Source organism: Thermofilum adornatum, assembly GCF_000446015.1.
Lineage (GTDB): Archaea > Thermoproteota > Thermoprotei > Thermofilales > Thermofilaceae > Thermofilum > Thermofilum adornatum.
Window position 1 is genome coordinate 70,609 of sequence record NC_022093.1, and the last position, 26,149, is coordinate 96,757.

26 protein-coding genes are annotated in these 26,149 nt (G+C 45.6%); 18 read left to right on the plus strand and 8 right to left on the minus strand.

Features of this window, described 5'->3' with window-relative positions; genetic code table 11:
* The first annotated feature begins 100 nt into the window (after positions 1-100).
* From N186_RS00375 to N186_RS00385, 3 genes are all read left to right on the plus strand, one after another.
* A complete protein-coding gene (locus N186_RS00375; protein ID WP_052885599.1) occupies positions 101-1,189 on the plus strand; it encodes an NAD(P)-dependent alcohol dehydrogenase in 1,089 nt (362 codons plus the stop codon).
* Between the two features lie 185 nt (positions 1,190-1,374).
* On the plus strand, positions 1,375-2,397 hold the full coding sequence (locus N186_RS00380; protein WP_020961774.1) for an ATP-binding cassette domain-containing protein: 1,023 nt from the start codon (positions 1,375-1,377) through the stop codon (positions 2,395-2,397).
* A gap of 1 nt (position 2,398) precedes the next feature.
* A complete protein-coding gene (locus N186_RS00385; protein ID WP_020961775.1) occupies positions 2,399-3,169 on the plus strand; it encodes an ABC transporter permease in 771 nt (256 codons plus the stop codon).
* Positions 3,170-3,641: 472 nt separating this feature from the next.
* Here the strand turns inward: N186_RS00385 and N186_RS00390 are convergent, their stop codons facing one another.
* From N186_RS00390 to N186_RS00405, 4 genes are all read right to left on the minus strand, one after another.
* A complete protein-coding gene (locus tag N186_RS00390) occupies positions 3,642-4,160 on the minus strand; it encodes a hypothetical protein (protein ID WP_020961777.1) in 519 nt (172 codons plus the stop codon).
* A gap of 47 nt (positions 4,161-4,207) precedes the next feature.
* Positions 4,208-4,987, minus strand: a complete 780-nt coding sequence (locus N186_RS00395) for a ZIP family metal transporter (RefSeq protein ID WP_020961778.1) — start codon at positions 4,985-4,987, stop codon at positions 4,208-4,210.
* Positions 4,988-5,042: 55 nt separating this feature from the next.
* On the minus strand, positions 5,043-5,378 hold the full coding sequence (locus tag N186_RS00400) for a type II toxin-antitoxin system VapC family toxin (protein WP_052885482.1): 336 nt from the start codon (positions 5,376-5,378) through the stop codon (positions 5,043-5,045).
* Between the two features lie 175 nt (positions 5,379-5,553).
* A complete protein-coding gene (locus N186_RS00405; RefSeq protein ID WP_020961780.1) occupies positions 5,554-5,757 on the minus strand; it encodes a hypothetical protein in 204 nt (67 codons plus the stop codon).
* Between the two features lie 379 nt (positions 5,758-6,136).
* Here N186_RS00405 and N186_RS00410 point away from each other — a divergent pair, with 379 nt between their 5' ends.
* Positions 6,137-6,496 (plus strand): aspartyl protease family protein, encoded by a 360-nt coding sequence (locus tag N186_RS00410; protein ID WP_020961781.1) that lies wholly within the window; start codon positions 6,137-6,139, stop codon positions 6,494-6,496.
* Between the two features lies 1 nt (position 6,497).
* Here the strand turns inward: N186_RS00410 and N186_RS00415 are convergent, their stop codons facing one another.
* Positions 6,498-7,151, minus strand: coding sequence for an RNA 2'-phosphotransferase (locus N186_RS00415; RefSeq protein WP_020961782.1), 654 nt, complete (start codon positions 7,149-7,151; stop codon positions 6,498-6,500).
* Between the two features lie 140 nt (positions 7,152-7,291).
* Between N186_RS00415 and N186_RS00420 the strand changes: the two genes are divergently transcribed.
* The 12 genes from N186_RS00420 (at position 7,292) to N186_RS00475 (ending at position 20,991) form a co-directional block, all read left to right on the plus strand.
* Positions 7,292-8,839, plus strand: a complete 1,548-nt coding sequence (locus N186_RS00420; RefSeq protein WP_020961783.1) for a glycogen/starch/alpha-glucan phosphorylase — start codon at positions 7,292-7,294, stop codon at positions 8,837-8,839.
* Positions 8,840-8,923: 84 nt separating this feature from the next.
* Positions 8,924-10,075 carry an ABC transporter permease gene (locus tag N186_RS00425; RefSeq protein ID WP_020961784.1) on the plus strand — a complete coding sequence of 384 codons (1,152 nt, stop codon included), beginning with the start codon at positions 8,924-8,926 and terminating at the stop codon, positions 10,073-10,075.
* Positions 10,068-10,964: an ABC transporter ATP-binding protein gene (locus tag N186_RS00430; protein WP_020961785.1), complete on the plus strand. Its 897-nt coding sequence runs from the start codon at positions 10,068-10,070 to the stop codon at positions 10,962-10,964. The genes N186_RS00425 and N186_RS00430 overlap by 8 nt, the downstream gene beginning before the upstream one ends.
* Before the next feature lie 106 nt (positions 10,965-11,070).
* Entirely contained in the window at positions 11,071-12,828 is a 1,758-nt protein-coding gene (locus N186_RS00435) for a hypothetical protein (protein WP_020961786.1), read from the plus strand.
* Positions 12,821-13,294, plus strand: coding sequence for a hypothetical protein (locus N186_RS00440; RefSeq protein ID WP_020961787.1), 474 nt, complete (start codon positions 12,821-12,823; stop codon positions 13,292-13,294). Before N186_RS00435 ends, N186_RS00440 begins: the two co-directional genes overlap by 8 nt.
* 126 nt (positions 13,295-13,420) lie before the next feature.
* A complete protein-coding gene (locus N186_RS00445; RefSeq protein WP_148681926.1) occupies positions 13,421-14,200 on the plus strand; it encodes a class I fructose-bisphosphate aldolase in 780 nt (259 codons plus the stop codon).
* A complete protein-coding gene (locus N186_RS00450; RefSeq protein WP_020961789.1) occupies positions 14,197-15,240 on the plus strand; it encodes an alcohol dehydrogenase catalytic domain-containing protein in 1,044 nt (347 codons plus the stop codon). Before N186_RS00445 ends, N186_RS00450 begins: the two co-directional genes overlap by 4 nt.
* 2 nt (positions 15,241-15,242) lie before the next feature.
* Entirely contained in the window at positions 15,243-16,676 is a 1,434-nt protein-coding gene (locus tag N186_RS00455; protein ID WP_020961790.1) for a xylulokinase, read from the plus strand.
* Positions 16,677-16,838: 162 nt separating this feature from the next.
* A complete protein-coding gene (locus tag N186_RS00460) occupies positions 16,839-18,185 on the plus strand; it encodes an ABC transporter substrate-binding protein (RefSeq protein ID WP_187147030.1) in 1,347 nt (448 codons plus the stop codon).
* 36 nt (positions 18,186-18,221) lie between these two features.
* Positions 18,222-19,094 carry an ABC transporter permease gene (locus N186_RS00465; RefSeq protein WP_020961792.1) on the plus strand — a complete coding sequence of 291 codons (873 nt, stop codon included), beginning with the start codon at positions 18,222-18,224 and terminating at the stop codon, positions 19,092-19,094.
* Between the two features lies 1 nt (position 19,095).
* Complete coding sequence (locus N186_RS00470; protein ID WP_020961793.1) at positions 19,096-19,908, plus strand: ABC transporter permease; 813 nt, start codon at positions 19,096-19,098, stop codon at positions 19,906-19,908.
* Positions 19,909-20,991: an ABC transporter ATP-binding protein gene (locus tag N186_RS00475; RefSeq protein WP_020961794.1), complete on the plus strand. Its 1,083-nt coding sequence runs from the start codon at positions 19,909-19,911 to the stop codon at positions 20,989-20,991. It begins immediately after the preceding gene.
* An 11-nt stretch (positions 20,992-21,002) separates the two neighbouring features.
* On the opposite strand, the gene N186_RS00480 is transcribed toward N186_RS00475, so the two are convergent.
* Positions 21,003-21,716, minus strand: a complete 714-nt coding sequence (locus N186_RS00480; protein WP_020961795.1) for a glycerophosphodiester phosphodiesterase — start codon at positions 21,714-21,716, stop codon at positions 21,003-21,005.
* Positions 21,717-21,754: 38 nt separating this feature from the next.
* Complete coding sequence (locus N186_RS00485; protein ID WP_240366741.1) at positions 21,755-22,336, minus strand: DNA-3-methyladenine glycosylase; 582 nt, start codon at positions 22,334-22,336, stop codon at positions 21,755-21,757.
* A gap of 144 nt (positions 22,337-22,480) precedes the next feature.
* Between N186_RS00485 and N186_RS00490 the strand changes: the two genes are divergently transcribed.
* Positions 22,481-23,557 (plus strand): hypothetical protein, encoded by a 1,077-nt coding sequence (locus N186_RS00490; protein WP_020961797.1) that lies wholly within the window; start codon positions 22,481-22,483, stop codon positions 23,555-23,557.
* A gap of 21 nt (positions 23,558-23,578) precedes the next feature.
* Here N186_RS00490 and N186_RS00495 read toward each other — a convergent pair whose 3' ends face one another.
* The gene (locus N186_RS00495) at positions 23,579-25,480 is read right to left on the minus strand and encodes a S16 family serine protease (RefSeq protein WP_020961798.1); all 1,902 of its coding nucleotides are present in this window, start codon (positions 25,478-25,480) and stop codon (positions 23,579-23,581) included.
* Between the two features lie 100 nt (positions 25,481-25,580).
* On the opposite strand from N186_RS00495, the gene N186_RS00500 reads away from it, so the two are divergent.
* The gene (locus N186_RS00500) at positions 25,581-25,931 is read left to right on the plus strand and encodes an Mth938-like domain-containing protein (RefSeq protein WP_020961799.1); all 351 of its coding nucleotides are present in this window, start codon (positions 25,581-25,583) and stop codon (positions 25,929-25,931) included.
* Positions 25,932-26,149: the final 218 nt, after the last annotated feature.

Genomic DNA, 26,149 nt, shown 5'->3' on the forward strand with positions numbered 1-26,149 from the left:
CTTTAAAAGATTTTTTGTTGATATAGAATAAAAATACATGTTAAAAAATGAATATAAATAAGTTTGGACATATGTTTACCCGATGACCATGAAAGAAAAAATGAAAGGCTTTGCAATGTTAGATTTAGGGAAAACTGGCTGGGTTGAAAAACCTGTACCCACTTTGGGACCATACGATGCATTGGTGAGACCCTTGGTTGTAGCTCCATGCACTTCAGATATTCATACGGTCTATGAGGGTGCATTTCCTCGGGAATTGTGCGATTTTCCAAGAATACTAGGCCATGAAGCCGTTGGAGAAGTCGTGAAAGTAGGAGAAAAAGTAAGAGACTTTAAGCCTGGGGATCGTGTGGCTGTTCCCGCAATAACACCTGACTGGAGAACGCTTGATGTTCAAAGGGGCTACCACCAGCATTCGGGAGGGATGCTGGCAGGTTGGAAGTTTAGTAATCCGCTTAAGAGTGGCGGCAAAGATGGAGTTTTCGCGGAATACTTCCATGTAAATGACGCCGACATGAACTTGGCAAAGATACCTGAGGGAGTATCTCTAGAACAGGCAGTTTTCGCAACCGACATGATGACCACCGGGTTCCATGGAGCAGAGCTGGCAGATATTCCCCTAGGAGGCACAGTGGCTGTTTTCGGGATAGGTCCTGTAGGGTTAATGGCAATAGCAGGCGCCAAGCTACTTGGAGCCGCAAGAATCATTGCCGTTGGAAGTAGACCACGTCTCATAGAGCTGGCAAGATATTATGGAGCCACAGATATAGTCAATTATAAGCGAGAAAATCCTGTCCAAAAGATTCTTGAACTTACTAATGGCGAAGGAGTAGACAGTGCTATCATTGCTGGCGGCGATTCTTCAGTAATTGCTGATGCAGTTAAGGTTGTTAAACCGGGAGGAACAATTGGTAATGTGAATTACTTTGGAGCGGGCGACTACTTGCCGATTCCTAGGATTGAGTGGGGAGTAGGTATGGCGCACAAAACAATAAGAGGCGGTTTATGTCCTGGTGGAAGACTGCGCATGGAGAGACTTCTTGCTTTAATTAAATATGGCCGTGTGGATCCCTCTAAGATGATCTCTCATAGATTAAAGGGATTCGACGCTATTCCAGAGGCTTTTGAGTTAATGAGAAGGAAAGACCTGCCAGACCTTTGTAAGCCAATCGTTGTAATAGAAGAATAAGGCTCTAGAAATAAACAATTTTTTCTTTCATTATAAAAACATCCCATTTGTCCTTTCCTTTTCCATGTTTTTGAAGGTATTTTTCTCTTACAGCACGCTCATAGCTTCAGTAAATGCTAGGTCTGTAGATATTTTTGTAGAGCTATATAAAAAACCTTTATTAGATTGAAGGGTTTAAGGGTTTCGTGTCTGAAAGAAAGGACGAAAAATACGCTATTTATGTCGAGAACTTGATAAAAGTGTATTCTGGTGGTCTAAAAGCCTTGGATGGCGTTTCTCTTGAGGTAAACGAAGGCGAAATACACGCGGTTGTTGGCCCAAATGGCGCCGGAAAAACAACCCTTATGAGGATATTGACAACACAGATCCAGCCCACGTCTGGCCATGCCCGTGTTCTAGGTTACGACGTTAGGAGTGAGAGCGGCGCTGTTAGGAAGCTGATAAGTTATGTGCCACAGGAGTTCTCTGTGTGGACTGATATTACTGGGTATGAAAACCTGCTTTTTTACTCCAAGATATATGGGATACCAAGCGACAAGCGTTACAGCATTATAAGCGATGCCCTCGAATTGATGGGCCTCTCGGAGGCTTCTGGTAGACTGGTTAGGACTTATTCGGGCGGAATGATTAGAAGACTTGAGATAGCAGCCGCCCTGATGGTCAAGCCAAAGGTCATATTTCTAGATGAACCAACCATTGGGCTTGATCCTCGAGCGCGCGAGGTTGTTTGGGAAAAGTTGCTCGAATACCAGAAGGAGTACAGAGTAACGGTTCTCTTCAATACTCATTATATGGACGAGGCTGAAAGGTACGCGGAAAAAGTTACAGTTCTAAACAAGGGTAGGGTCATAGCCGAGGGTACTCCACAAGAACTGGTTAGGTTGCTTGGCGGAGAAACCCTAAAAGTATGGATAGAGGGGGAATCTGAGAGAGCTTCACAGATCCTCTCAAGCATTGATGGTATTCAGGTATTGTCAGCCAAAAGCAATCAGCTTATAATTGTAACGCCTGACTCTTCTGTCATGCTTCCAAAAATTGTCCAGACACTATCTAAGACGGGCATAGAGGTTAGATCGACCACTGTAAGTAGACCGACCCTCGAAGATGTCTTCATAAAGCTGACAGGTATGAGCATCGAGGAGGCCGAGAAGGCTAGTGGGCTGCGAGAAGTCCGCGCAGTAAGGAGAGCAATAAGGGCGGGCGGTTGACATGAGCCTTAAGTCGTATTGGGAGCAGACAGTTGCATTTGTAGAGCTAGAGCTGAGAAGGCTATGGCACGACCCAACCGAAGTCTTCACTAGGGCAGTTCAGCCAATACTATGGCTTACTGTTTTTGGCACCACAATGGAGAGGCTACGTAGCATCCCCACAGCCAATGTAGACTATTTGACGTTTATTTCTCCAGGAGTCGTTCTACAGTCTTCAAGCTTTATAGCCCTTGCTTACGGGATAATGCTTGTTTGGGAGCGGGAGTCCGGAATATTGAAGAAGCTTGTATCATCGCCGGTGGACAGATTCATAATTGTCTTGGGACGCTCCCTCGCTGGGGCTGTTCGGGCAGTTACACAGCTCTTTATTGTTCTACCAGTGGCTCTCCTATTTGGTGCTAAACTAAAAATCGACCCATTAAGCCTAACATTTGCTACACTCGCACTGCTTATTGGATCAGTTGGCTTCACCTCTCTATCAATAATCCTTGCAGTCTTCATGAAAACAAGAGAGAGATTCATGGGAATATTACAGGCAATAGTTATGCCTCTCTTCTTCACAAGCAACGCTTTGTACCCGATAGAGATAATGCCGGCGCCACTCCAGGCATTTGCCAAAGTAAACCCAATGACATATATCATTTCGAGCCTCCGAGACACATTAATCTACGGAGACATAGTTTCTGCTATCAATGGACTTCTCGTTACACTTGTATTCTCCTCAATAGTTCTTCTCCTGGCAACAAGGTATCTACAAAAAATCGTTGAATAAGCGTCTCTTCGAGAGATTTCCATAAAGAGAAGAATAAAAATATATGGTTATGACAGAAATCCAGGTCTGGGATATTGCTCCCAGCATGAGAGATTCAGAGGAAAATCATAAAAAGCTATGATAACATTGTTATACACCTGAAATGTTTCGCTAAAAATGGTCAAGCATATGATAAGGATTTATAAGAGAAAGCGCGCGCTATTCCTCGAGTTTTTTCTCGTCTATTTTTTCCTTGAAGACTTCTCTTATGTGGAAGACGTCTTCCAGGTCTTTCTCAGATTTTAATACTTCTTCCTTATAGACTATCTGCATCTCTAAGGGTGGAATGAATATGTATTGATTGTTTTTAAACAACTTTTATCTCTCGCTTATCGTGAGAAAATCTACTACCCCTTCGGCAGAGCTTAAGTTCTATGTTGGCGCGCACAATATAAGGGTATCTTAAATAATTAACTGAAAATGTAGAGAAGAGTTATATCCGTGTTAGGAGAAGGATGAGGATTGCAGAAATTAGGAGTGTGGCTATCCAGGCATAGATATACTTGGACAAATAGAGCTCTCTTCTGGGTGTTGGAGGGACAGGTATCGGCTTGTGGGTCTTCTTTTCCTCTTCCTCCCTGAGGATAACTGGAAGACTGGGCCTCTGTGTCTGTGAAAGGTTTGGAAATATAGTTTTCAGCACTTCGACTACGTCTTGCCTTGTCCCGTGGATGTCTCCCCGTGTAATCGCCTCTACTGGTACGTTGTGTTGGAGGAGCTTCTCCCTCATATAGCTGGCAACGTATTCTCTTAGCTCTTTTTCTTCGCCTGGAAAAGACCTGTAGGCCTCGTCTAGCGCGATCCTTACGACCCATGCGGTTCTAACAACAATCTTTGATGGCTCATATGCCAGGAGGTGTTCCCCGTACTTGTTCAGCCATTCCTCGAAGTCGCGTATCTCGGACTCTACCTGTGGATTTGTAAATATAGCGTTATACCTGTCACTAGACATGCTTCATGATTAGTGTCAAAAAAATAAAAAGATTGTTACTCGCCGATTTAGAAGGCTGAGTCAAGAAAAAGCATCAGCAGAAAACCCGTGATGAAGCCCGCTGTAACCTTTAGCTCCGAGTGCTCTTCGCGGTATATCTCGGGGACGAGTTCCTTGACTGTCACGTACAGCATCGCTCCACCAGCAAAGCCCATCCCTATTGGGAGCAGAATCGAAAAAGTGGTGAACAAGACTGCCCCAAGCACAGCCATGAGTGTTTCTGAGAGACCGCTGAGAATAGCTATTACTGTTGCCTTTCTGACTCCTCCAGTTGCAGATGCGGGCAGAGCTACTGCTAGACCCTCTGGCACGTCCTGGATAGATATAGCTATACCAGTCGCTATTCCTACTGGTATTGAGTAGGCAGTCGAGACACCTATAGCTAGACCCTCAGGCAAGTTGTGTATAATTACGGCCAAGGCTAGAAGCCAGACCTTCTTCAAGAGCTTCTTGCCTATAGCTGGCCCTTCGTAGCCAGCGTATAGGTGCTCATGGGGAACAAACCTGTCAATGAGCCTAATAGCAACTACGCCCGCCAATATGCCGAGACTAACAATCAGGAAAGACTTCGAGATTTCAATAGCTGGCAAGATCAGGCTGGTAAAACTAGACACAAGCATTACTCCCGCCGAGAAAGCCAAAGCAACGTCCAAGTGACGCCAAGTAGTTGACCTCGAAAAGGCGACAGGTAAAGCGCCGAGGCTAGTTGTCGCCGCAGCCAACAGTCCAAGATAAAGGCTAACAACTATGGGGTTGTCCAGGTATGGAATATCCATGCCAATATTCACAGGCGAGGAATCTCTAAGGTGAATATTTAAATTTTTCAGGAACGCGCACATAGATTTAAATGATACTTTGGCCAGCAATACAATGTTTATTAGCGGAGGAAGAGATTATAAGTAATTCGATATATCCCTTATTAGTATCACTGGTGCGATTTTTTCTCCTTTCTTTTTTTAAATCTTCGTCAGCTGTCACAAGAATAGCATTTATTTTCTTCGCGAGCAGAAGGTAGGATGAATCATATACGGTAAGCCTGCTTTGCTGTGCTAATTCAAGGAGTTTGGGTAACTCATCCCAATAGAAGTTAGCCAACCTAATTCCTATGTCCTTTAGACTACTGAGAATTTCCCATGCGTCATCGATACTAATCACGCCACTTGAAAGAGCCTTATACATCACTGAGGACACTTCGTATAAGAGAAGGGAAGGTGCATATGCTTCTACTTCTCCAAAAACTATTTTCTATTTTAAGAGATTAGCTTCTTCTCTCCACGGTTTTCCAGGAAACCCCACTTTACGACAACACTGGCATCGACTACAGCTCTTAGAATCGTTGTCGATCCTTCCTTATTTATTTAACTATCTCCTCCGTAGGTATCTCTTTAACTCTGCTCTGAATTTCTTCTAGTCTTCGAGATGCCTTCTTTGCTAGCTCTTCTCTAACTTTGGCCTCTATAACCCCTCTAAGATATTCACTCCAGTTGATGTTTACTTCTTTCATGCGTTTCTTTAGCTCTATGGGAACCTTGATTATTACATTCACAAGCCTACTCAAACATCTCACCTAAAAGTAATCTTGTTTTAGGATATAACAAGTTTTCCTAAAGCAGAATACATGAACATTCTCTAAAAGGCTCACTCAAACTACACGTTGTGATCACATTAAATTGAAGCATAACCAAAATGCAAAAAACCTTGTGCATCATAAGGAGATGCTTTTTATTAGGAAAACTAAACTATTTGCAATATTCTGATCTAACTACAAATAGATTCAAATATAGAGAGAGCGCTATATGCAACGCTCTAGTAGTTCTAAAAGCTCTTACATTGATTACTTCCCTGAACTTTTTCAAATTTCATGTAGGAACGATTTTTGGAATCTCTTCGGCAAGTTTTTTAATTGATATCAATGAATAGAATCTTGAGAGGTATCTATGGGCGTCTTCAAAGTTAATGCCTGGGTTTGGAACCCTTCGGCTCCCGAGAAGAAAGTGTTACTTGAGCTACTAGTAGATACCGGGGCTACATATACTGTTTTGCCAGAGAGCTTGTTGAAGTCTCTCGGCGTGAAGCCCTTCCGAGTAGCCCGGCTAAGGCTTGCAGATAACCGTATCCTTGAAAAGTCTTTGGGAGAAGTGGGAATAGAGGTCGAGGGTTACAGGGCGAGCGCTACCCCAGTTGTTTTTGGAGAGGATGAGGTATATCTGCTTGGCAGTGTAACTATGGAGCAGTTGGGGCTTGCCCCTGACCCTATTGCTAAGAGGCTTAAGCCTGTGGAGGCCTTGCTTATGTAGCTTAGAAATAGTTGATTGTGATTATGCACTGTGGTGGGACGTATTTTGCGAGGCGTATCCTCTGTGTTGCGATGTAGACCTTGTAGCCGCTTTTCCTTAGGCATTCCGCGTCTATTGTGAGTATTGCTGTGTTCGTGCTGTGTCTAGTTGCGGCCTCGTAGGCATCTCTGGGGTCTGTGGTGAGATGTACGTATTTCCTTTTCATTGGCTTTACGCCTTCTCTCATGATTTTTTCTAGGTTTTTGAGTGCTGTACCGTGGTAGAGCACTTTAGAGTCGTTGTCGACTTCGTATTGTATGTTTATGCCAAGCTCCCTGCTGTGACCATATATCGTCCTGACCTTGTTTGCTTCGACCTGGTATCTACCCTTTGGGTCTAGGAGGGCCACTGCTAGGACGTGTCCCTGCCTGACCCAGGAGTAGTTGCCCTTGGGCCACCTGTTTCTAATTGCCTCAACGAGTTCGCTGATTTCTACCCATCCCTCTTTGTCCATATTCAGGCCAACTATGCCTGGGTTGTGCCTTAGAAGGTAGCTCATGAGGTGGCTGAGTTTTTCTCGAGACTCGGCGCTAAGCAGTAGCCTGGTTTTTGTCCCGCAGTGAGTCGTCTCTTCTGTGGGTGCTCCGCATTTGGTGCAAATGTATACTGGCCTCATGGTACAGTTGCTTTTTATGCTCTTAGGAATCTATTAAACATTGATATCTTCTAATGGAGCTGTATTGGGAAAATTGTTCTCTTAGTAACATTTCTTAATCACTAAAGGTTTTTTAGTGTAGGCTTTCGTTACTATTACACATGGATAGCGAGCCTAAAACTATCGTGAGCATTACTCCAGAAATAGCTCTCGACCACGGCTATACCTTCGCTGGCGGCCTAGGAGTCTTGGAAGGGGACAAGTTCTATACTGCAGGCAGGCTGGGACTCGACTACTACGTGATCAGCTTGCTATACAGGAGCGGCTACATCGACTATTCCTGGGACGAGAATGGAAATCCTATCCCTTCTCCACAAAGACAGCCAGAAGAATTCCTAAAGTCTCTAAGCCTATCAGGTGAACTCGAAATAACATTGAGAGGCGAGAAGGTAAAAGTCAAGGCCTGGGAGTACAGGTACAAGACGGCTAAAGCAATCTTTCTGGAGCCTGATTCACCCGAATGGGCCAAGCCCCTTGCAGAAAGGGTTTTTATTGAGAAGAGCGAGGAAGAGAGGTTCTACAAGTATCTTTTCCTCGCGAAGGGAGCCGTTGCCTTCATAAAAGAAGTCATAGGGCTCGAGAATATCGCCTACATCGACCTCCAGGAAGCATACACGGCAATAATACCCATAGTCCTCAAGATACCTGGCAGGTACAGACTCATAATCCACACGCCTGGCCCCTGGGGGCATCCAAGCTTCCCGAGGAGCTTCTTCGCAAAGGAGCTTGGATACCACTTTATCGACAACCCAGTCGTCCTGACAAGCATAGGTGCCGCGATGGCCAACGAGGTGATAATGGTCTCCTCCAAGCACTTTGACATCATGCGCAAGGTTATTCCACACCTCCTCTACAAGGCACGGTTCATAACAAACGGAGTAGACGTCGAGAGGTGGATGAACCCCAAGCTGAGAGAGCTACTCTACCGTGGCGAGCTTGACCTATCCTCCCTCAAGACAGCAAGGAAGGAGGCAAGAAGCCAACTTGTAAAGCTTATTAGCTCAAGGAAGCCGATGAACATCACGGAAGACACATTTATCTTCGCCTGGGCGAGGAGAGTCACAAAGTACAAGAGACCATACTTCCCAATAAGGCTCATAGAAGAGCTAGAAAACAGAGACGTAGTATTCGTCCTCGGCGGCAAGTCACACCCAGAAGACAAGGAAGGCATACAGTACATAAAGAAATTCAAGGAGCTCGAGAAAAAGAAGCCCAACGTAGTCTACTTCCACGACTATGGAATAGAAACCGCTAAAACAATACTCTCCGGGAGCGACGTCCTGGCCTTTACACCTTTCCAGGGATGGGAAGCCTCAGGCACAAGCTTCATGAAAGCCGCGATAAACGGCGTCCCGTCCATTGCTTCACGGGACGGCGCAGTGGTAGAGCTTCTCGAGGACGGCGTAAACTCTTGGCTCTTCGGAGAAGACATAAGAGAGCTGATAGACTTCGGAAGGGATCCGAGAGTACCAGAGATAGACGAAAGAGACTACAAAGAATTCAAGGAAAAGTTCCTAACAGCCAAAAACCTCTATGTTAACGACAGGGAAGAATTCTGCAAAATATCGCTTAGCGCAGTCCTAACAACAACATCACGCGTTGACATGAAAAGAGTACTGAGAGAATACTATCCAGATCTCGTGGATTAAAACACGTGATAGCTAGAGAAAGCAAGACAGATAAAAATGTTCTAAAATGTTTTTAACTGCTTCAATTAATGAAAAGTGACCAATATGAGTATATGGCGGCTCGCGTTGAAGTTTGTCGAGAGGGACATATTGTTCAAGAAGCTGATAGCTGTTTTGACCATACTAGCCATAGCGAGCGGCGTGGCTACCTTTGTCAGCCTGAGGATTCTTAGTATCGGCAGCAGGACGGCGGCAATGAACATTGTCCAACAGGTCTTGCCCGGCGAGGTTGTTGTCTATGGGCAAGGGCTATACGATGTTTCTGAAGACGTGTTGGCAGATATCAAGCGTCTCCCAGGAGTAAAGGATGTTACCCCAGCTATTCTGGTAACTGGCTACGTTGGGCGTAACGCAGTCTTCTTGCTGGGTGTTCGCCCAGAGGATATTGGAAACGTTGTCTCGAAGTTTGAGAGCGGCCAGGCATTTACCAGTCTCAGTGGGCCCTATGCCATCGCAGATATTGGTCTAGCGAAGAAGCTGGGCCTTAAGGTTGGGGACAAGGTCACTGTTAAGCCTCCCTATGGAACATCCTTCAGGCAATACGAGATAATTGGCATAGCAGAGGTCACAATGAAGATCGAGGAGATTGGAGCCGCGGGTGGCTACCTTATCCTGCCTCTCCGTGAAGCTCAAAACCTACTAGGTAGGCCAGGCTATGTGAGCATGGCTGTAGTAAAGGTTGAGGACGGGGTGGACCCAAACGAGGTTAAGAGCCTCATATCAGTCGTGTTCCCAGGGTCGAGGGTTATGCTTCGGGAAGAAGTGATAGGCATAGTTTTCAAGGTGATGTCATTGATCGAGGGGCTTCTCCTCTCCACCACAATGGTGGGTCTGGCTGTGGCTGTCTTTGGAACTACAAGCACTATTACCTCGACCGTCAGGGAGCATCAAAGGGAAATAGCTATCATGCGTGCGGGCGGCTCTTCGAGGAGAGATATAGCACTCATCTTTATGCTCGAGGCTCTTGTCTACGGGGTTGCAGGAGGCTTGCTGGGAATAGTTTTCGGCATCATGGGGGCACAAGTGGGAATAGAGATAGTTGCCTCGTATGGGTTCCTAAATCCTCCACTAATACTTGAGCCCCAGAGCTTGTTGCTGAGCTTTGCCCTGGCTTCCATACTCAGTGTTCTGTCCTCGATTTATCCCGTGTGGAGGGCCACGTCTATTAGACCAGTAGAGGTGCTAAAGAGTGAGTGAAGACGCGCTTGTCTTGAGGGACGTATGGAAAATCTACAAGACCGCGACAGAGGAGATACCAGTACTCAAAGGCATTAATCTCACTGTCCGCCAGGGAGAACTAGCAATCATTATGGGTCCCTCTGGAAGCGGTAAAAGCACACTTCTATCAATAGCTGGGGGCCTCGAGAACCCTTCCCGTGGAAACGTGATTGTTGGCGGAGTAGACATAACTAATCTAAGCGAGGACGAGCTAACAAAGATAAGGGCTAGAAAGATCGGCTTCGTGTTCCAGTCATTCAACCTGATTAGAAACTTGACAGCCCTAGAAAACGTAATGATGCCCCTAATCTTTACGGGCATATATTCGTGGAAACAGGCTAGAGAAATAGCCCAAAAGATGCTTGAAATCGTCGGCCTAAAAGGACACGAGGAAAAGTTCCCGAGACAGCTGAGCGGCGGTCAACAGCAAAGGGTAGCAATCGCAAGGGCACTTGCACCAAGCCCAGACATCATTCTAATGGACGAGCCTACAGGTAGCCTTGACGTGGACTCTGCATCTAGGGTGCTCTCCCTCGTCAAGTGGCTTAACGAGGCCTTCGGACAAACAATAGTTATAGTTACACACAACCCAGAGATAGCTGAGCTGGCCTCGAGAACATTCTATATTAGGGGTGGACAAATCTTTGAACAGCCACCGACAACAACATTGGCAGATAAAGTAAAAGAAGTCAAAGCTTCGACAAAGAAAGGAGAACTTGAAAAGCTACAGCTGGAGCTCCTAAAAATCAAGCTCGACGCGCTTGAGTCTGCTGCCAGGGAGGGGAAGATAAGCCCAGAAATCCTAGATGCAGAGCTGAAGTCCCTAGAAGCCAGGATAGCGAGGCTTGAGAAATTTATCGAGAAATAGCTATTCTTTTTGTATTGCTTTTGATTTTTCGACAATGAACGAATTTTTAAGCAAATAAAAGAGATAGACTTAAATATATGATATACAATAAAAACACAAGAGCGATATGAAGAGGCAACTGCTGGTATCGTATCTCATTACGCTACTCATACTCGTGCAAGTTTTTGGACAGCCTGTGGTAGGAGTCAAAAAGATGGTTGTTAGGGAAATGGACGTGTTGCCTGGATGCACGTACAATACTACAGCTACTGTCACATTGGTTTTCGACAGCGATACTGTGCTGAATTTTACGGACTATGTTGCCTATGGCTCCGAGGGAGACGCATCGTCAACTGTTGACATTTATGGTTCTCGGCTTGTAGATGGCTTTAGGGCCACGTCCTTCAGAAACCTAAACGTAACCAAGGGCTATACCTTGAAATATAGTGTCCCCGTCAGGAACCTGTTTAACATCTCCATTAACATCTTGGCGGACGGCAAAGAGGTTACACTAAACTGCTCCGGTGGCTATTGCGTTGGTGTAGCTCTCAAGGCAAGGTCAATCAACTATTCGTTGACAATAGTGCCTCTAGACCCCATGTTCAGTAATCTCCAGTTGCCAGTCTCAGTCAGCTGGAGTGTAGACCCCATGTATCTTTATCCCGTGGCTTTTTCAGATTCTCCCCAAAGCATGAGAGAGTCGAGCAGCGAGGTTAGCTTCCAGTGGAGCTCTGTAATGAACGGCTCCTATTATCTAAGCGTTGTGTTCGAGGTTAGAGGCGAGAATCCATGGGGAGAGGTTTTCGTGCCTTCGCCAATAATCACTATTACTCTTGATCCTAGGGTCCAGTCGATGCTAATCTCGAAGTATAAGGAGTACACAAAGAAGTTTCTAGGAAGCAGTCTCGGAAACTTGTCGGCATTCCAGGAAAACGCTACACAGCTTCGGGATCTTCTCTACAATCTTAGTAAGGGGTTTAGGGAACAGGCAAGGCTTCTAGGCGAGGCTGGTTCCCAAGCCGAATCAGCGGCCAGCATTATACTTACGGCTTCTTCTCAGCTCAAGGTTCTGGCCCAAATGACACAAGAGATGAGAAACAATGTTGCTGGGCAACTTGGAAACGTATCTACATTAATAAACAGGACCAGGGCTGTCTTGGAAAGAGTTTCTAAAAACGTTACCGTTACCGAAGAACAACTACAAGTGATACTTCAAACACTCAACTTGACTAATAGCAATGTTACCCTTACAGAGATAAAACAAATGATAGACTCTTCACTTTCAAGCATTGGCGAAATCGAGACTTTGCTCGAAAAATATGGGTCTACAATCCGAGACCTAGACAGGCTTATAGACCAGTCCCCAGCTGCGGCAGAAAACATGGCAACAGCCGCCAACAAGCTGATATTGATGGCTAACATGCTCCGCGAGGCATCTTACAACCTCAACCAGCTTGCAGACGGCCTAGCTAGGGCGGCAGATCTCTTGGACTCTATGATTGCAAAGATGAGCAAGATCGAGACTGCAGAGTATTTTCCCGAGGGGTTCAAAAGCTTCAATGAGACGTTCTATAAACAAATAGCAGTGAGCGAGACCCCGGGCGTCTCCGTCAGGACAGATTTTATGGGTGAAGCATATTACTTTGCCTTGCCCTCTATAAAGATCAAGAGAAGCGAGCCAGACGTTTCAAATGTTATACTAGAAACACCTCAGAAAAGAATAGCTTCACTTTGGCCTGTAGCACTTATAGCTGTTGTTCTGGGTGTAGCCTTCTTTATCGGTAGAAAAGGACAACAGACTAGTAGCATCGACGAGGAGAAGCTTGCCAGGCTTTATGCCCTAAGGGACAAGATTTCGAGAATCATGGGTGGGTCGAATGTCTAGCCAGAGGCAGAGGAACGTGCTGATTAGGGGTGTCGATAGCGATGCATACGAGGAAATCTCCAGCCTTGCAAAAAACATGGGTGTGAGTGTCGGCTACCTTGTCTCACAGGCATTAAAAACGTTTATTGCCCTCGCAGACGCCGGTCCCCAGCTGATAGGACTTAAAAAGGACACGCCCGGAATACTCAGACGCCTCGTAGCACTGGAAAAGTCTAGGAGACCCGTATTTATCAGACACGTAGGACGGCTCGAGCTTTCGAGAGAAGACCTCGAGAATGCAGAAGGTCCCCTCTTCATTATAGGCGTGGACGAGCTTATCTTTGACCCCTCTGTGGACACAAAGCTGTTCGAGGAGAAGATCCTAAGGATAGTTGACTGTGGAAAAGTTGTAATACATCGAGGCTTGAACAAGCTCACCGTGCTGTCGAAGACACTCTTTGTTAGGGAAATCGTAGAAATAATCTGATTTTCGATTTGCATGATAGATAATATCACAATGGCATAAAAAGCTATTTTATTTTTTAAATTTTTATATATTTTTATAGTGAATAATACTTATGTATCTTTGAGTGCGATTTTACGTTGACGTCAAATGACCATCGGTAAAATGATACGTTTAAAGAAAATTTTGAAAGAAGGAAAAACTATAATCGTCCCTATTGATCATCCCATCGAGGGCTATTTTAGGGAATTGGAAGAACCAAGGCGTATAGTGCAGGAAATTATCGATGGCGGTGCAGATGGTGTTCTTCTACGTCGAGGCTCGCTGGCTAAAACCTATGACCTAGTGGCTGGCAGGCTAGCCATTGTCTACAGGATTAGTGGGGCCACGTTTACGTCTGGAGACATGGGGGACCAGAGACTGACGTCTTCGGTGGAAGAGTCGGTTAGGTACGACGCAGACGCGATAGCGTATACTGTGTATGTGGCTCATCCCAAGGAAAACGATATGTACGAGGTCTTCAGTAGGCTGGTTGAGGAGGCCGAGTACTATGGTCTGCCCGTTATAGGCGAAGTTCTTGTTTGGGAAAATGCCAAGGTGGATGCCTTCGAGTATTTGAGGATAGGGGTCAGGACTCTTGGAGAAGAGGGTGCTGCAATCGTTAAGTCTGGCTTCCCAAGTGATTTCAGCTTGTACCGGGACCTCGTGAGATATTCAATCGTTCCGGTCATCGCGGCTGGAGGACCAAAGATGGATTCTCCCAGGAAGGTTCTCGAATTTGTCAAGGCAGTTATGGATGCTGGTGCTGTTGGTACCTGTATTGGGAGAAATGTGTGGCAACAAGAGAGCCCCTCAAAGATGATAAGGGCCATGAAGAGGATAGTTAGAGGGGGGGCCTCTGTGGATGAAGCCATGAGTGAGCTACTATGAGCGTTAATAGGTCTGTCGTGGTTTACGGCATAAATAATTTTAGAGTTGAGAAGAGAGAAAGGCCTGAGCCAGGATTCGGCGAAGTACTTGTCAAAATCGAGTATTCTGGTCTCTGCCCCTCAGACATCAAGATTATTAGGCATGGTGGTCGTCTTGTAAGGTACCCCGTCGTCTTGGGCCACGAAATGGCTGGAATAGTTGAAGAAGTGGGAGAGGGCGTAAAAGGGATAGAGGTCGGGGAGAGAGTCAACGTCGCCGCTGACATTTACTGTGGCACGTGTAAGTATTGTAGGGCTGGGCGAGAAAACTTATGCGAGAGACCACTGACTTTTGGCTATAATATTGACGGGGGACATGCGGACTACTTGCTTGTGCCCCGAGAGGGCGTTCCAAAGGCTATATTCAAGGTTCCCGATGGGCTGAGCCTAGAGGTTGCCAGTATGACTGAGCCGGTAGCCTGTGTTGTGCACTCGATGAATGCTGGAAAAGTTTCTCCTGGAGACTCTGTAGCCATAGTGGGCGAGGGGCCCATGGGTCTCCTTCATGTCCTTCTGGCCAAGATTTATGGAGCAGGTAGCATAGCTGTTTTGGGTCTCGTAGACAAGAAGCTTAAGCTGGCAGAAGAGCTGGGTGCAGAGAAGCTTTACAATAGGAATAACTATCCTAATATTGAGGATATACTCAGAGAAAACCCGGACGGCTTCGACAAAGTGTTTTTGACAGTTGTTAATAAGACAACACTGGAAGAGTCCCTCAGACTAGTAAAGAAGGGTGGACGCGTAGTTATTTTTGCCGGTGTACCGGCAAATTCTGTAAGCTTTTCTTTAGACCCCAACATTGTACACTACGACGAGGTTTCACTTGTTGGGAGCTCTAGCTACCTATACGTGGAATACGCGAAGGCACTGAAATTCGTCTCAATGTATCAAAGGGAGCTTTCAAAGATAATTTCTCACAGGTTCAATATAGACGAATTTGAAAAGGCTGTCGCAACCTGGGACGACAAAGAGAACTCTGTAAAAATAATCTTGACGAGGTAAATATGTCAAGGACGCTTTTCGCCGGCATAGATGCTGGCACAACCGTGATCAAGGGAATAATTGTAGACGAGACCGGCCAAGTCGTCAGGAGGCACAGTGTACAGGCCGAGAAGCCAACTACGCCTGAGCCAGGCTACGCAGAGGTAGATCCTGAAGCGTATTTTTCCTCTTTTTCAAGCCTGTTTAACGATCTCTTTAAGGGTCTTTCAGGCTACGATGTATACCTTGGCCTATCAGCTATGGCTCCCGTTCTAATACCAGTGGACAGAAATGGCAGGCCCCTGATGAACGGTCTCCTATACAATGATGCGAGGACTTGGAGAGAACAAGAAGACCTTAAGAGGGAATATGGAGATCTTATATTGAGAGTCAACGGCAACCCTGTAAACCAGCAACAATGGCTTCCAAAAATTCTCTGGCTCAAGAGAAACAAACCAAAAGTGCTCGAAAACGCGTGGAAGCTTCTCGATTTAACTTCGTATCTTGTCTATAGACTCACAGGGGAAACAGTAGTAGACTCAACAGTTATGCTAGAAGAGGGGTTCCTTGACTACCGAACAAAAAAACTTTCAGGAGAGATTCTGGACATCGTGGGTCTAGATGAAAATAAACTTCCAGGGCTAGCCAACACGGTCGACGCTGTTGGAAAAATCCACAACGGAAACAACATCACGTTAAATGCTGGAACTGTGGATGCCATTGCTGGTGCAGTTTCGCTGGGACTCATGAGGGAAAACATCTTGGCAATCATATTGGGAACCACGGGTATAATATTCTATTCAACGAAGAAGCCGATCCCAAGCTCAAAGCTCTTTATAGACCTTAGCCCTGTTCCAGACCTTTACTATGTTTGTGGCGCCACTTCCTCCGCGGGTAGCTTTGTGGACTTCATGCTAGACTTGTTGAATCTAACAGGAAAATATCACATCTTGGGATCAGTGCTGAGGAGAACCAAGCCTGGAGCTGGGGGACTCGTAGCTTTACCTTACTTAGTGGGGGAAAGAACCCCTATTATGGATCCGAGAGCCAGGTCTATCTTCTTTGGGATCTCCAACACTACAACAAGGGAAGACACTATAAGAGCATCTGTCGAGGCAGTTGCATACTCTATTCGACACAACGTGGACGAAATAGAGAAACTTGGATATAAGACAAACATTACTCTAGTCACGGGAGGCATGACAAAGACGCCAGAAATTGTCCAAACATTGGCAAGTGTATTAAACAAGAAGATATATTTCGTCAGCGAGGCCTCTGAGCCGTTAGGGGACACAATAGTTGCAAAGGTAATGTCTGGTCTCTACAAGTGGAGCGACTTTATGGGAAATATTTCAATGAGAAAAATTTTCTTTCCAAAAAAGGAGGAAGTTTTTGTATATCAAGAACTATATCAGAAATACTTGAAAATATATGCGAATTTAAAGGACATTTTCTAAAATTATTTTAGCATGGGGAAAATTTCCTTCATATTTTGATATAAAATTTTTATGTTAACTATTTATGTTTTATATCACTTTAAAATGCATTTTAATTCATAATTTTTGATTTATAAAATAAATCCCAAAAAATTTATAAGGAGGAATATGCATAACATTCTTGTGGCGAAGCAAGAAAATAAGAATAAACAATTAGCGACCCTCATAGCTGTTGCCATAATATTCTTGATAATTGGATATGGCATCGCTTTGCTACTTGCACCTAAGCCCACAACCCCCACGACAACTACAACACCTTCTTCAACAACCCAGACCACGGGAATAAATGAGAAGACAGTCTACACGTATAGCTGGTCAGACATAGAGGCAATGGCTAAAAAGGAGGGCAAAGTTGTCTTCGCCATATTTGGAGGCACACATGAACAGGACGTTTTCAATCATGTGTGTCAAAACTTCCAGGCTAAATACGGTATTGAGTGTCAGGTTGTTTTAGGTGACTGGTACAGCACTGTTCAGGCCTTGATCGCTGACAAGCAGGCTGGAAAAACAGTTGGACAATACGACGTGGTCTTCCTTTGGAGCTTGCCATTCAAGATGGCTAAGGAAAACGGCGTTCTTTGGGATGTTAACCTCAGAGAAATTCTTCCAAACGCAAAGAAAGTCCCCTTGCTTGCCAATATGTTCGGGACAGACATGTATCCCACTGACGGAAGATACATTCCAATAGTATGGTGGCAAGTCGTAATGCTATACCGCAAAGACATTCTCGGACAGTGGCCCAACGCAGATGTTCCAAAAAGCCTTGACCAGTTGCTTGACTGGGTAAAGAAGCACCCAGGAAAGTTTACCTACTGTGACCCTAACAAGGGAGGAAGCGGTCATACCTTCCTTATGGCTCTGCTTTACAGCCAGTACGGCTATGACAAATTCTCATTTGCAGGGTACAGCGAGCAAAGAGCACACGACATAATGTATTCGCCCGGAAAGAGTGGAATGAACTTCTGGGACTATCTAAACGAGATAGAGAAATACATGTATCAGCCTGGAAACTATCCGCAAGGCAACGTTGCAGCTGTACAGCTCTTTGAAGCAGGAGAAGTATGGCTAGAGCCTCAGTGGATAGACACCGTGCTAGCTGAAATCAACGAAGGCAGGCTGAAGCCTGAATGGGTCGGAATGTATATACCAGACCCTGGAATGCCAGAGCCATGGGACGGGGTAATAGTTGCCTTCAATGCACCTCACAAGGCTGCTGCGCTTCTCTTCATCAACTATTTGCTTGAAGATGATGTCCAGGCTTATATCGCGGCTAACGAGGGAACCTTCCCGGTTGTTCCAAAAGCATGGGATCTCGTTCCAGCGGACGTGAAGAAGAACCCGGCGTGGCCAGTGAACATCCCGTATGGCAACTTTACAGCCTGGTTCTATTATGGGCCATTCTACTTTAGGCATGCAGAATACATGAACTACATGATGCAGAAATGGATCGACGAGGTTGCCAAAAAATAAAAAATATTTTTTCTTTTATTTTTCTCGGTGGTTTTAATGTCTGAGGCCCGGCGTGTATCTATTTGGTATCTTTTGCCACTTTATGTTTACTTAGCCATATACCTTGTGGCACCTTTAATTACTGTCATCCTAGGTGCTTTCGGTATTTCGCCTTTAATTCAGGGCAGTGGACCTACTCTTGACGGATTTAAACAGTTCTTCTCGGGTGGAAGCAAATATCTCGAGTCGCTCTACTTCACGTTTTGGAACAGTGCGGTTGCGACTCTAATAGCTGTGGTGGCAGGCTACATGTTTGCGCTTTACCTTACTATTAGGAAGCCGACATGGTGGGGCAAGTTCTCCTTTATCCCATTAATCGCTATATATACGCCTTACCTTATAGCCGCATTTATGTGGTGGACCCTGCTTTGGCCCCGGGGGTATGTTGCGCTCTTTGTTAATGGCGTGCTACAAGCTTTAGGGGTTATAAAGGAACCACTATATCTAGTGAACGATCCATATGGTATAGGTATAATTCTTGGCAAGGTGTGGTATACTTTTACATTGACTTTCTTGCTTACATATGGACCATTGCAATTAATAAACCCGGAAATAGTTGAAGCGGCTAGGATGCTTGGAGCATCAACGAGGACAATTATAAGGAGAATTTACTTCCCATTATCGAGGTATGCTCTCTTTGCATCTGCTTCGATCGTATTCTTGGACAACCTGACCGGGGTATCTGTGCCGCTTGTTTTGGGCGCCGCTTGGCCTCAATACTTAAGCGTTGTTATCCTCAACGATGTCACATTGTTTAACAACTTTTTGATGGCTTTTACTTCGGGATTTGTTTACCTCGTATTATCTATTCTTGCTGGGTACTTCTTCTTCAGGTTTACCACAAAAGCAATTGTGTACCAGGTGAGATAAGATGAAGAATAACGTCAAGGTTTGGGACTACATTGTCCTTGGGTTCCTGGCGATCTTTTATTTGCTTCCAACAGTCATGACCATCATTTATGCCTTGGCAGAAAAATGGTATTTTGGAACAGACTTATTCCCCTCACAGCTGGGATTTGGCTGGATCCAAAAGATGATTTCCGACAGCTATGTCCAGACGGCTTTTATAAACAGCTATATCCTGGCCCCTCTCACTGCATTAGTTACAATTCTAATAAGCATCCTTCCCGCATACTATCTTGCAACAAGAAGAGACAAAGTTGCAATAATAACAGAGACTATTGTCAACTTAACAATGGCATTCCCAGCAATCGTCGTAGGAACCGGGATACTTGTCCTCTATACATTCCTGGGGCTTAGGGGCAACATGTGGGCTCTAATACCTGCACACATGTTCTTCGCCATTCCATTTTCCCTTAGAAGCATAACAGCCTCGTTTATGCAGGTTCCAAAGGACTTAGAGGAGGTTGCGAGAGTATTCGGCGCGACGAGGTTGCAGGTGATACAGAAGGTTTACCTTCCACTGACTTGGAGAGGCATGCTTTCTGCATTCATTTTCTCAATGGCGATTTCGCTCAATGAATTCGTAATGACACAGCTACTGGGAGCACCCTCAGTAAAGACGCTCACAATAGTTGTTTACGAGCTTATAAGGGGCTACGCAATTTCTCCTCCAAGGGCCGCGGCAGTGAGCCTGTTTATACTCCTTCCGAGCTTGATTGGTGGAATTTTGTCTGAAAAATATTTGCGTGTATCCCTGTCTCTTGCAGGAGGTGGTAGGTAAATGGTAAAAATAGAATTGGTAGACGTATATAAGGGGTATTATGGCGGCAAAGTGGTTGCAGCAGAGATTCCATACCTAGAGATAAGAGACAGAGAATTCTTTGGACTGCTGGGTCCCTCTGGGAGCGGAAAAACAACGACACTACGTATAATTGCTGGTCTAACGATGCCTGACAGGGGCAAGGTGCTGATAGATGGTGAAGACATAACCTATGTGCCGCCAGAAAAACGTGGACTTGGAATGGTTTTTCAGAGCTGGGCTCTGTTCCCACATCTCACGGTATACGAGAACATTGCCTTTGGCCTGAGACTGAAAAAGGTTCCAGATGACGAGATCTCTCGAAAGGTTAAGTGGGCTGCAGAGCTTCTACGCATAGAGGAGCTCTTGGATAGGTATCCCTACCAGCTCAGCGGTGGACAACAGCAGAGAGTTGCAGTTGCTAGAGCCATTGTAGTTGAGCCACGGGCTTTGCTATTCGACGAGCCTTTAAGCAATCTTGATGCAAAACTTAGGGAACAAGTTAGGTTTGAACTCAGCAGGCTACAAAAAGAGCTAGGCATAACGTCTATCTATGTCACTCATGACCAGGCAGAGGCACTTGTAATGTGTGACAGAATTGCAGTAATGAACAAGGGCAGGATAGAACAGCTTGGAACACCAGAAGAGATATACAGCTCGCCTGCCACCCCCTTTGTAGCTGAGTTCATGGGGGTCACAACCCTTATCCCAGGAAATATCATAGAAGTTCTTAACCCCTCAGCTGGAATTGTGAGAGTTCAAATAGAGAACAGCGACATAACGCTTGTTGCAAGGACCCGTGTCGAGAAAGCCAGCTTAGGCAATCCTGTACTCTTAGCAGTGAGGCCAGAACTCGTCGAACTAGCAAGCGGTGGAGAACAAACAAATGTTGTCGAGGCAAAGATTTTGGCTTCGTCGTATCTAGGCGACCACATGGAATACATCCTCGGTCTTGGAGAATACCAGACAAGGCTCAGAACGTCTACAAGTATACGGCTACAGCCAGGCGAAAAGGTAAGAATAACTTTAGACGCGAAAAGGCTCTTCGCTGTCCCCCGCCAATAAAGAGTCACAACTTATTTTCCAATAGTTTTTCTGATTAATTCTGAGTTGTCAGCTGTGATAAAGTCTGCTCCGTTTTCTACGGCGCTGAGGGCTTCCTCGGGAGTATTTATGTTCCAGACGTTGACTAGAAGCCCTTTTCTGTGGGCTATCTCTGAGAACTGTTCCTCGAATAGTAGGCTGTGAATGCTGACTATGTCTGCTACCTTTGCGGCGGAGAGAATGGCTTGGGGGGTTGGGTTTGGCAGGTCTGCTAGGGTAGGTATGCCCGGAACCAGTCTCTTAACGTTGAGCAATACGCCCCAGTTGCCTGAGAGGATTACTGTCCTGTCTTCGAGGCCCCACTGGAGGACTTTTCCGAGGACTTCCTCCTCTATTCCAGGCATTTTTATCTCGATGAAGGCGCCTACATTCGAGGAGGCTATTATGTCTAGGTATTCTTCTAGGAGTGGAACCTGTACGCCTTTGAATTTCTCTGAGAACCATGACCCTGCATCTAGGCTCCTGATATAGTCGATTGTTTTTTCGAAGACAAAGCCCTCGCCGTTTGTTGTCCGTTTAAGGGAAGGATCATGGATACATACGATTGCTCCGTCCCGTGTCCTATACACGTCTGTTTCTACAAAGTCTGCCCCGTCTTTTATGGCTTGCTCAAAGGCCGGCAATGTGTTTTCGGGCGCCTTTGTGCTTGAGCCTCTGTGGGCTACAATGAATATTTTTCGTGCCACATCCCATTAGAGAACGTGTTATCCAAAAAAATTATTGTTCACTTTATTTGTTCTGCCAATGCTTCTAGGCATTCATTATTTACCTTGAAGTTCAATGGTTCAGGGAGGTCTTCTCTGACACCTACTCTACGACTTCTAAGGACACATTTGTCTTCTATTGCTAGGTAGTCGAGTATCTTTAGTCGGGAGTCTTCACGGCAAAGAAAACATCCGTGAAGAGACTTATCGATGGAAAGATACCTTGTAAGCCTTCCTGGCCCAAATATCGGTCTAAAAATGTTAAATTCCTCTCCTTGTCTTTCCACTGGCAGAATCGATCTTACAAGGACGGCCCCGTATTCTCCCGGAGGATGTGCAACAATGTTTAGGAGCCACTGTCTATGGATACCGTAGACAAGAGCCGTGCATACAGGGCCCCTCATTACTTCTGCGAGGTTTCCTCCCCTGCGGGCTCGTGACGCGGGGTCTTCTATGCCGAAATAGGGCTCTGTCTCTATAATGATACCCATGCGTTGAGAGTCTGTGTTGTAGAGTATTTTTCCCAAGAGTTCCCTCGCTACAATTTGTGGGCTTCTCTCGTAGAACCACTTTTCAAGCATTTTGAAATTCATTTTAACCATTAGGGGCAACAATGAGAGTAGATTAATTTTTATGTTTTATAAAACTCAACTAAAATTTTGTTCTTTGGTAAATTTCAAATTCCACTTAAAACCACTTTAATCCTTATTTCCAACTTATTTTACAATGTACCCTGGTGAAAAACAATGAACAAAACAATAGCTGCACTGGTAATAGCCCTACTAGTAGTGACACAGGTCTTCGCATCAACGATAGTAGTATCCCAGCCAGGAACAACAGACCAAGAAAAACTCAGCAGACACATTAGCTTCCTATATAACCAAACAGTTAGGCTGGAGAACTTCATCAACTCCCACGTAGCGAATGAAACAAAGAAACAAGAACTACTGGGAGAAATATCAAGTGTCAAGAACATCCTCGACCAAGCTAAGAACACGCTTGCCGCTGGCGACTTAAACCAGACAAGGGAGCTTATTAGGCAAGCATCATCCGAGCTAAGAGCGATAGCTCTCCAGCTTACAAAAGAGATTAGGGAACGCGCACAAGAGAGAAAACAAAGATTCATAGAGGCTGAGATAAGAGCCCTCACCAACCAGGTCGCAGCATTGTCAAGGGTGGCTGAAAAATTCAAGAGCCTCGGAGCTGATGTGTCTAACGTTACAAGCCTCCTTACCAGCGCCTCGAACCTACTCAGCCAAGCACAGACATCCCTAAAGAACAATGACACCACGAAAGCTTTACAGCTCCTAGCACAAGCACGGGAACAAATAAAACAGGCAGAGAAATCTATACGGGACCTAGCGACACAGCTTAGGGCCAGACAGGTACAAAAAGACTTGGAACATTTTGTCAACGCTACGCAACGTATATATGAGAGACTTGAAAAATTCGCCCCAAACATTGCCCAGATGTTTAAGAACTGGAGCGATACCAGGATAAAGGAGGCCCAGTCCCTGATATCACAAGGAAAAAATGTGGAGGCCCTATTGAAGCTACGCCAAAGCTTCTTCGAGATGAACCATGTCGTCGCCGGTCTAATGGAGCTTGGAAGAGTGGAAACCACACTTCGAGAAACTGAGAATATTGCCAAGGTTATCCGCACATGCAACGCCACTTTGGCGTCCCTAATTGATAGCAAGGTACAAGAGATACGGGTTGCCACGAATAACAAGGACCTGCAGAAGGTCCACGAGCTTATGGGCGAGCTTAGACAGCTAATAGCACAGTCAAGATTTGCATGCAGACCGGCTAGGAAAAAATAAAATATTTTTTCTTTTCTATTTTTATAGGCCTAGAATCTTTCTTATCCAGTTTACTAGATTTTCGAACGCCAGGCTTATCTTCAGCAAGATGTCTTGTATCCAGTCACCAATGTTTTTGCTGGGTTGCGGGTTGCTTGGAGCGCTAGGTGTCTGGCTGGGCTGGCTTGGTGTAGTTGATTCTCCTTGCTTTGGCTGTTGGACTGTTTCCTTGAGATTAATGGTTTTAAGCAGGTCTTGGACGAGTTCTCCAAGCTGTGAGCTCAGCTTCAAATATGCCAGGCGATCCTGTAGCTCGGCGCCGCTAGACTGGTTTAGATAGTATATTGAGGCAATCATGTCTGGATATGTTGACGCGACTGCCATGGCGTTTTTCCTCGAGACTTCTGTATAGGGATCTTTTCCTGATGCCTGTGCCTGGAAGTAGAGCATGGCCGCCTCTGCCAGTGCAATGCTTCTAGCAGCCGCTATTGCGGCGAACAGTGGCTTCTTGGAAGAGTAGAGGCTGGTTGCCAGCGTATAGTATATCTGTGAAGAGTCGATTAATGTTAGGTCTCCACCAGCCTCGCTGAGTACTGAGTATATGTATGGCCACGTACTCCTAGCTACTGAGATATATGTTGCAGCTACCTGTGAAGAGTCTGGTAAAACCCCTGCCTGTAGACCGTTGCTCCAGGCTTTTGCTTCATCTATGAGGGCCGACGAAAAAGCTATGTTTTGAAGGGCTGTTGATGGGTCTGTATTCCACATGTTTGCTGACTCGTTGTATAGTTTGAGTGCCTGGACTGTCTTGTCTATTGAGAGCGTAAGGATGTTGAGTTCTAGGACGTTTCTGGGTGCCTTGTTGCTTAGTTCATCAATTGTTGCAGTTATCTGGTCCGAGATGGCCTGCACTTGTTGGTCTAGCTGTACATTTGAATAGTAGTCTACTAAGAGCTTTATCCATCTAGAGATGGCTATGCTTGATGTGAGTAGCGAAATGGATGATACATCTCTGGTGGATGCCCGAGACAAGTAGCTTTTTGCATATCTATCCAAGTAAGAGTTCAGGGTGGACTTGCCGACGCTTGTCAGCCTCGATGCGTTGACTTTTGTGTATGCCTCGTTAAGCTCCCTTTGTGCAATCTGTGTGAGCTGGCTTCTAACCTTATCTATAATCTTTATAGCATCGCTACTCAGATATGGTGCTGTGGTATAGCTTGCAGGAATTTTGACGCCGAAAAAGTAGTACAGAGCATCAGTCAGAGTGGTGACCTCGACAACCCTGAGACCCCAATTCTTGTGGGCGTAGTCCGTAAGATTGATGACTACCGGCTGGGTTGTGTAGTAGCGGAAGGGTCCAATTCTCTTTACAACTGTCTGGTACTGTGTGACAATGCTCTGTCCAGGGGGGACAAGAAATATTTTTGCACCAGCCTGGGCCACTGCCTGGGCCTTCTCGTATACACCTCCGACTGGACCCACTGTGCCGTCTGGGGAGATCATTCCTGTAACTGTTACAGAGCGGTTTATGGGCTTGCCTGTTAGGGCCGAGTAGACCGCGATCGACATGGCCACTCCTGCACTTGGACCCCCAATGATTACCGCGTCTCCCTGGACTTTGAAGTAGTAGTTGTAGTTGGAAAAGTTGAGACCAAGAAGCCTCGTAACTACCCTGGCAGCCGCTGTAGCGGCGCCCTGGAAGTCTTCCTGTGTGAGTGAATAAGTCGACACGTACACGTCTCCCCATCCCTCGGTCACAAATACGGAGATGTTTGTAGCGGAGCCTATCATTCCTGTCGAGGTTTGTGCCACTGCCGGCGCTAGTATCCAGGCGGAGCCAATTATCTTGAGTTGGCCCTGGGACGGCGCTGACAAAGAGGTAGGGACAAGGCTCAGCAGGAAAATCACTAAAATTATTGGTGCAAACAGCTTTCTATAGCTCATATGTGTGAAAGGACACTACACGATATTTAACGGTTATGTACTTGAAGACTACTCTGGGGGGCACATAAATTTATCTCCCAGAACAATATGTAACATAGATATGATTGTTGAGGAATACTCATTCGGCAAAATCCGCGTACACGGAAAGACATACACTAACGATGTAATTGTTACCCCTGAGAAAGTAGTATGCGAAAAGTGGTGGAGGAAAGAGGGCCACAAAGTTTTCCTTGAAGACATTAAGCAATTTTTGCTAGAATACTCTCCCAGGATAGTCGTTTTTGGGACAGGTTACCATGGACTTGTCAAGGTACAGAGGGAAGTTTACAGTTTCTTAGAGGAAAAAGGCATAGAGATATACGCTCTGCCGACACGTGACGCGGTTAGGCTATTCAACGAGATAGCTACACGTGAAAAGAGCATTCTCGGCGCTTTCCACTTGACGTGTTGAGGCTAGAAAAATACTTAAGGATGGTAAAACAATTTCTAATGGGATGAAGAGGGGACAAAGCTCGGCTCCCCGTGAAGAAGCCGCTACTGTCTGACCGGCACGCTAAATTTTACATACTGCAATAGTGTATTACATTTTTTGCTAGAAGGTATCCTGTCCTTGGTGCTTTGTTAAGTATTCTTCAGGACTCAATATCTCAAAAATGCCTTAAGTCAAGA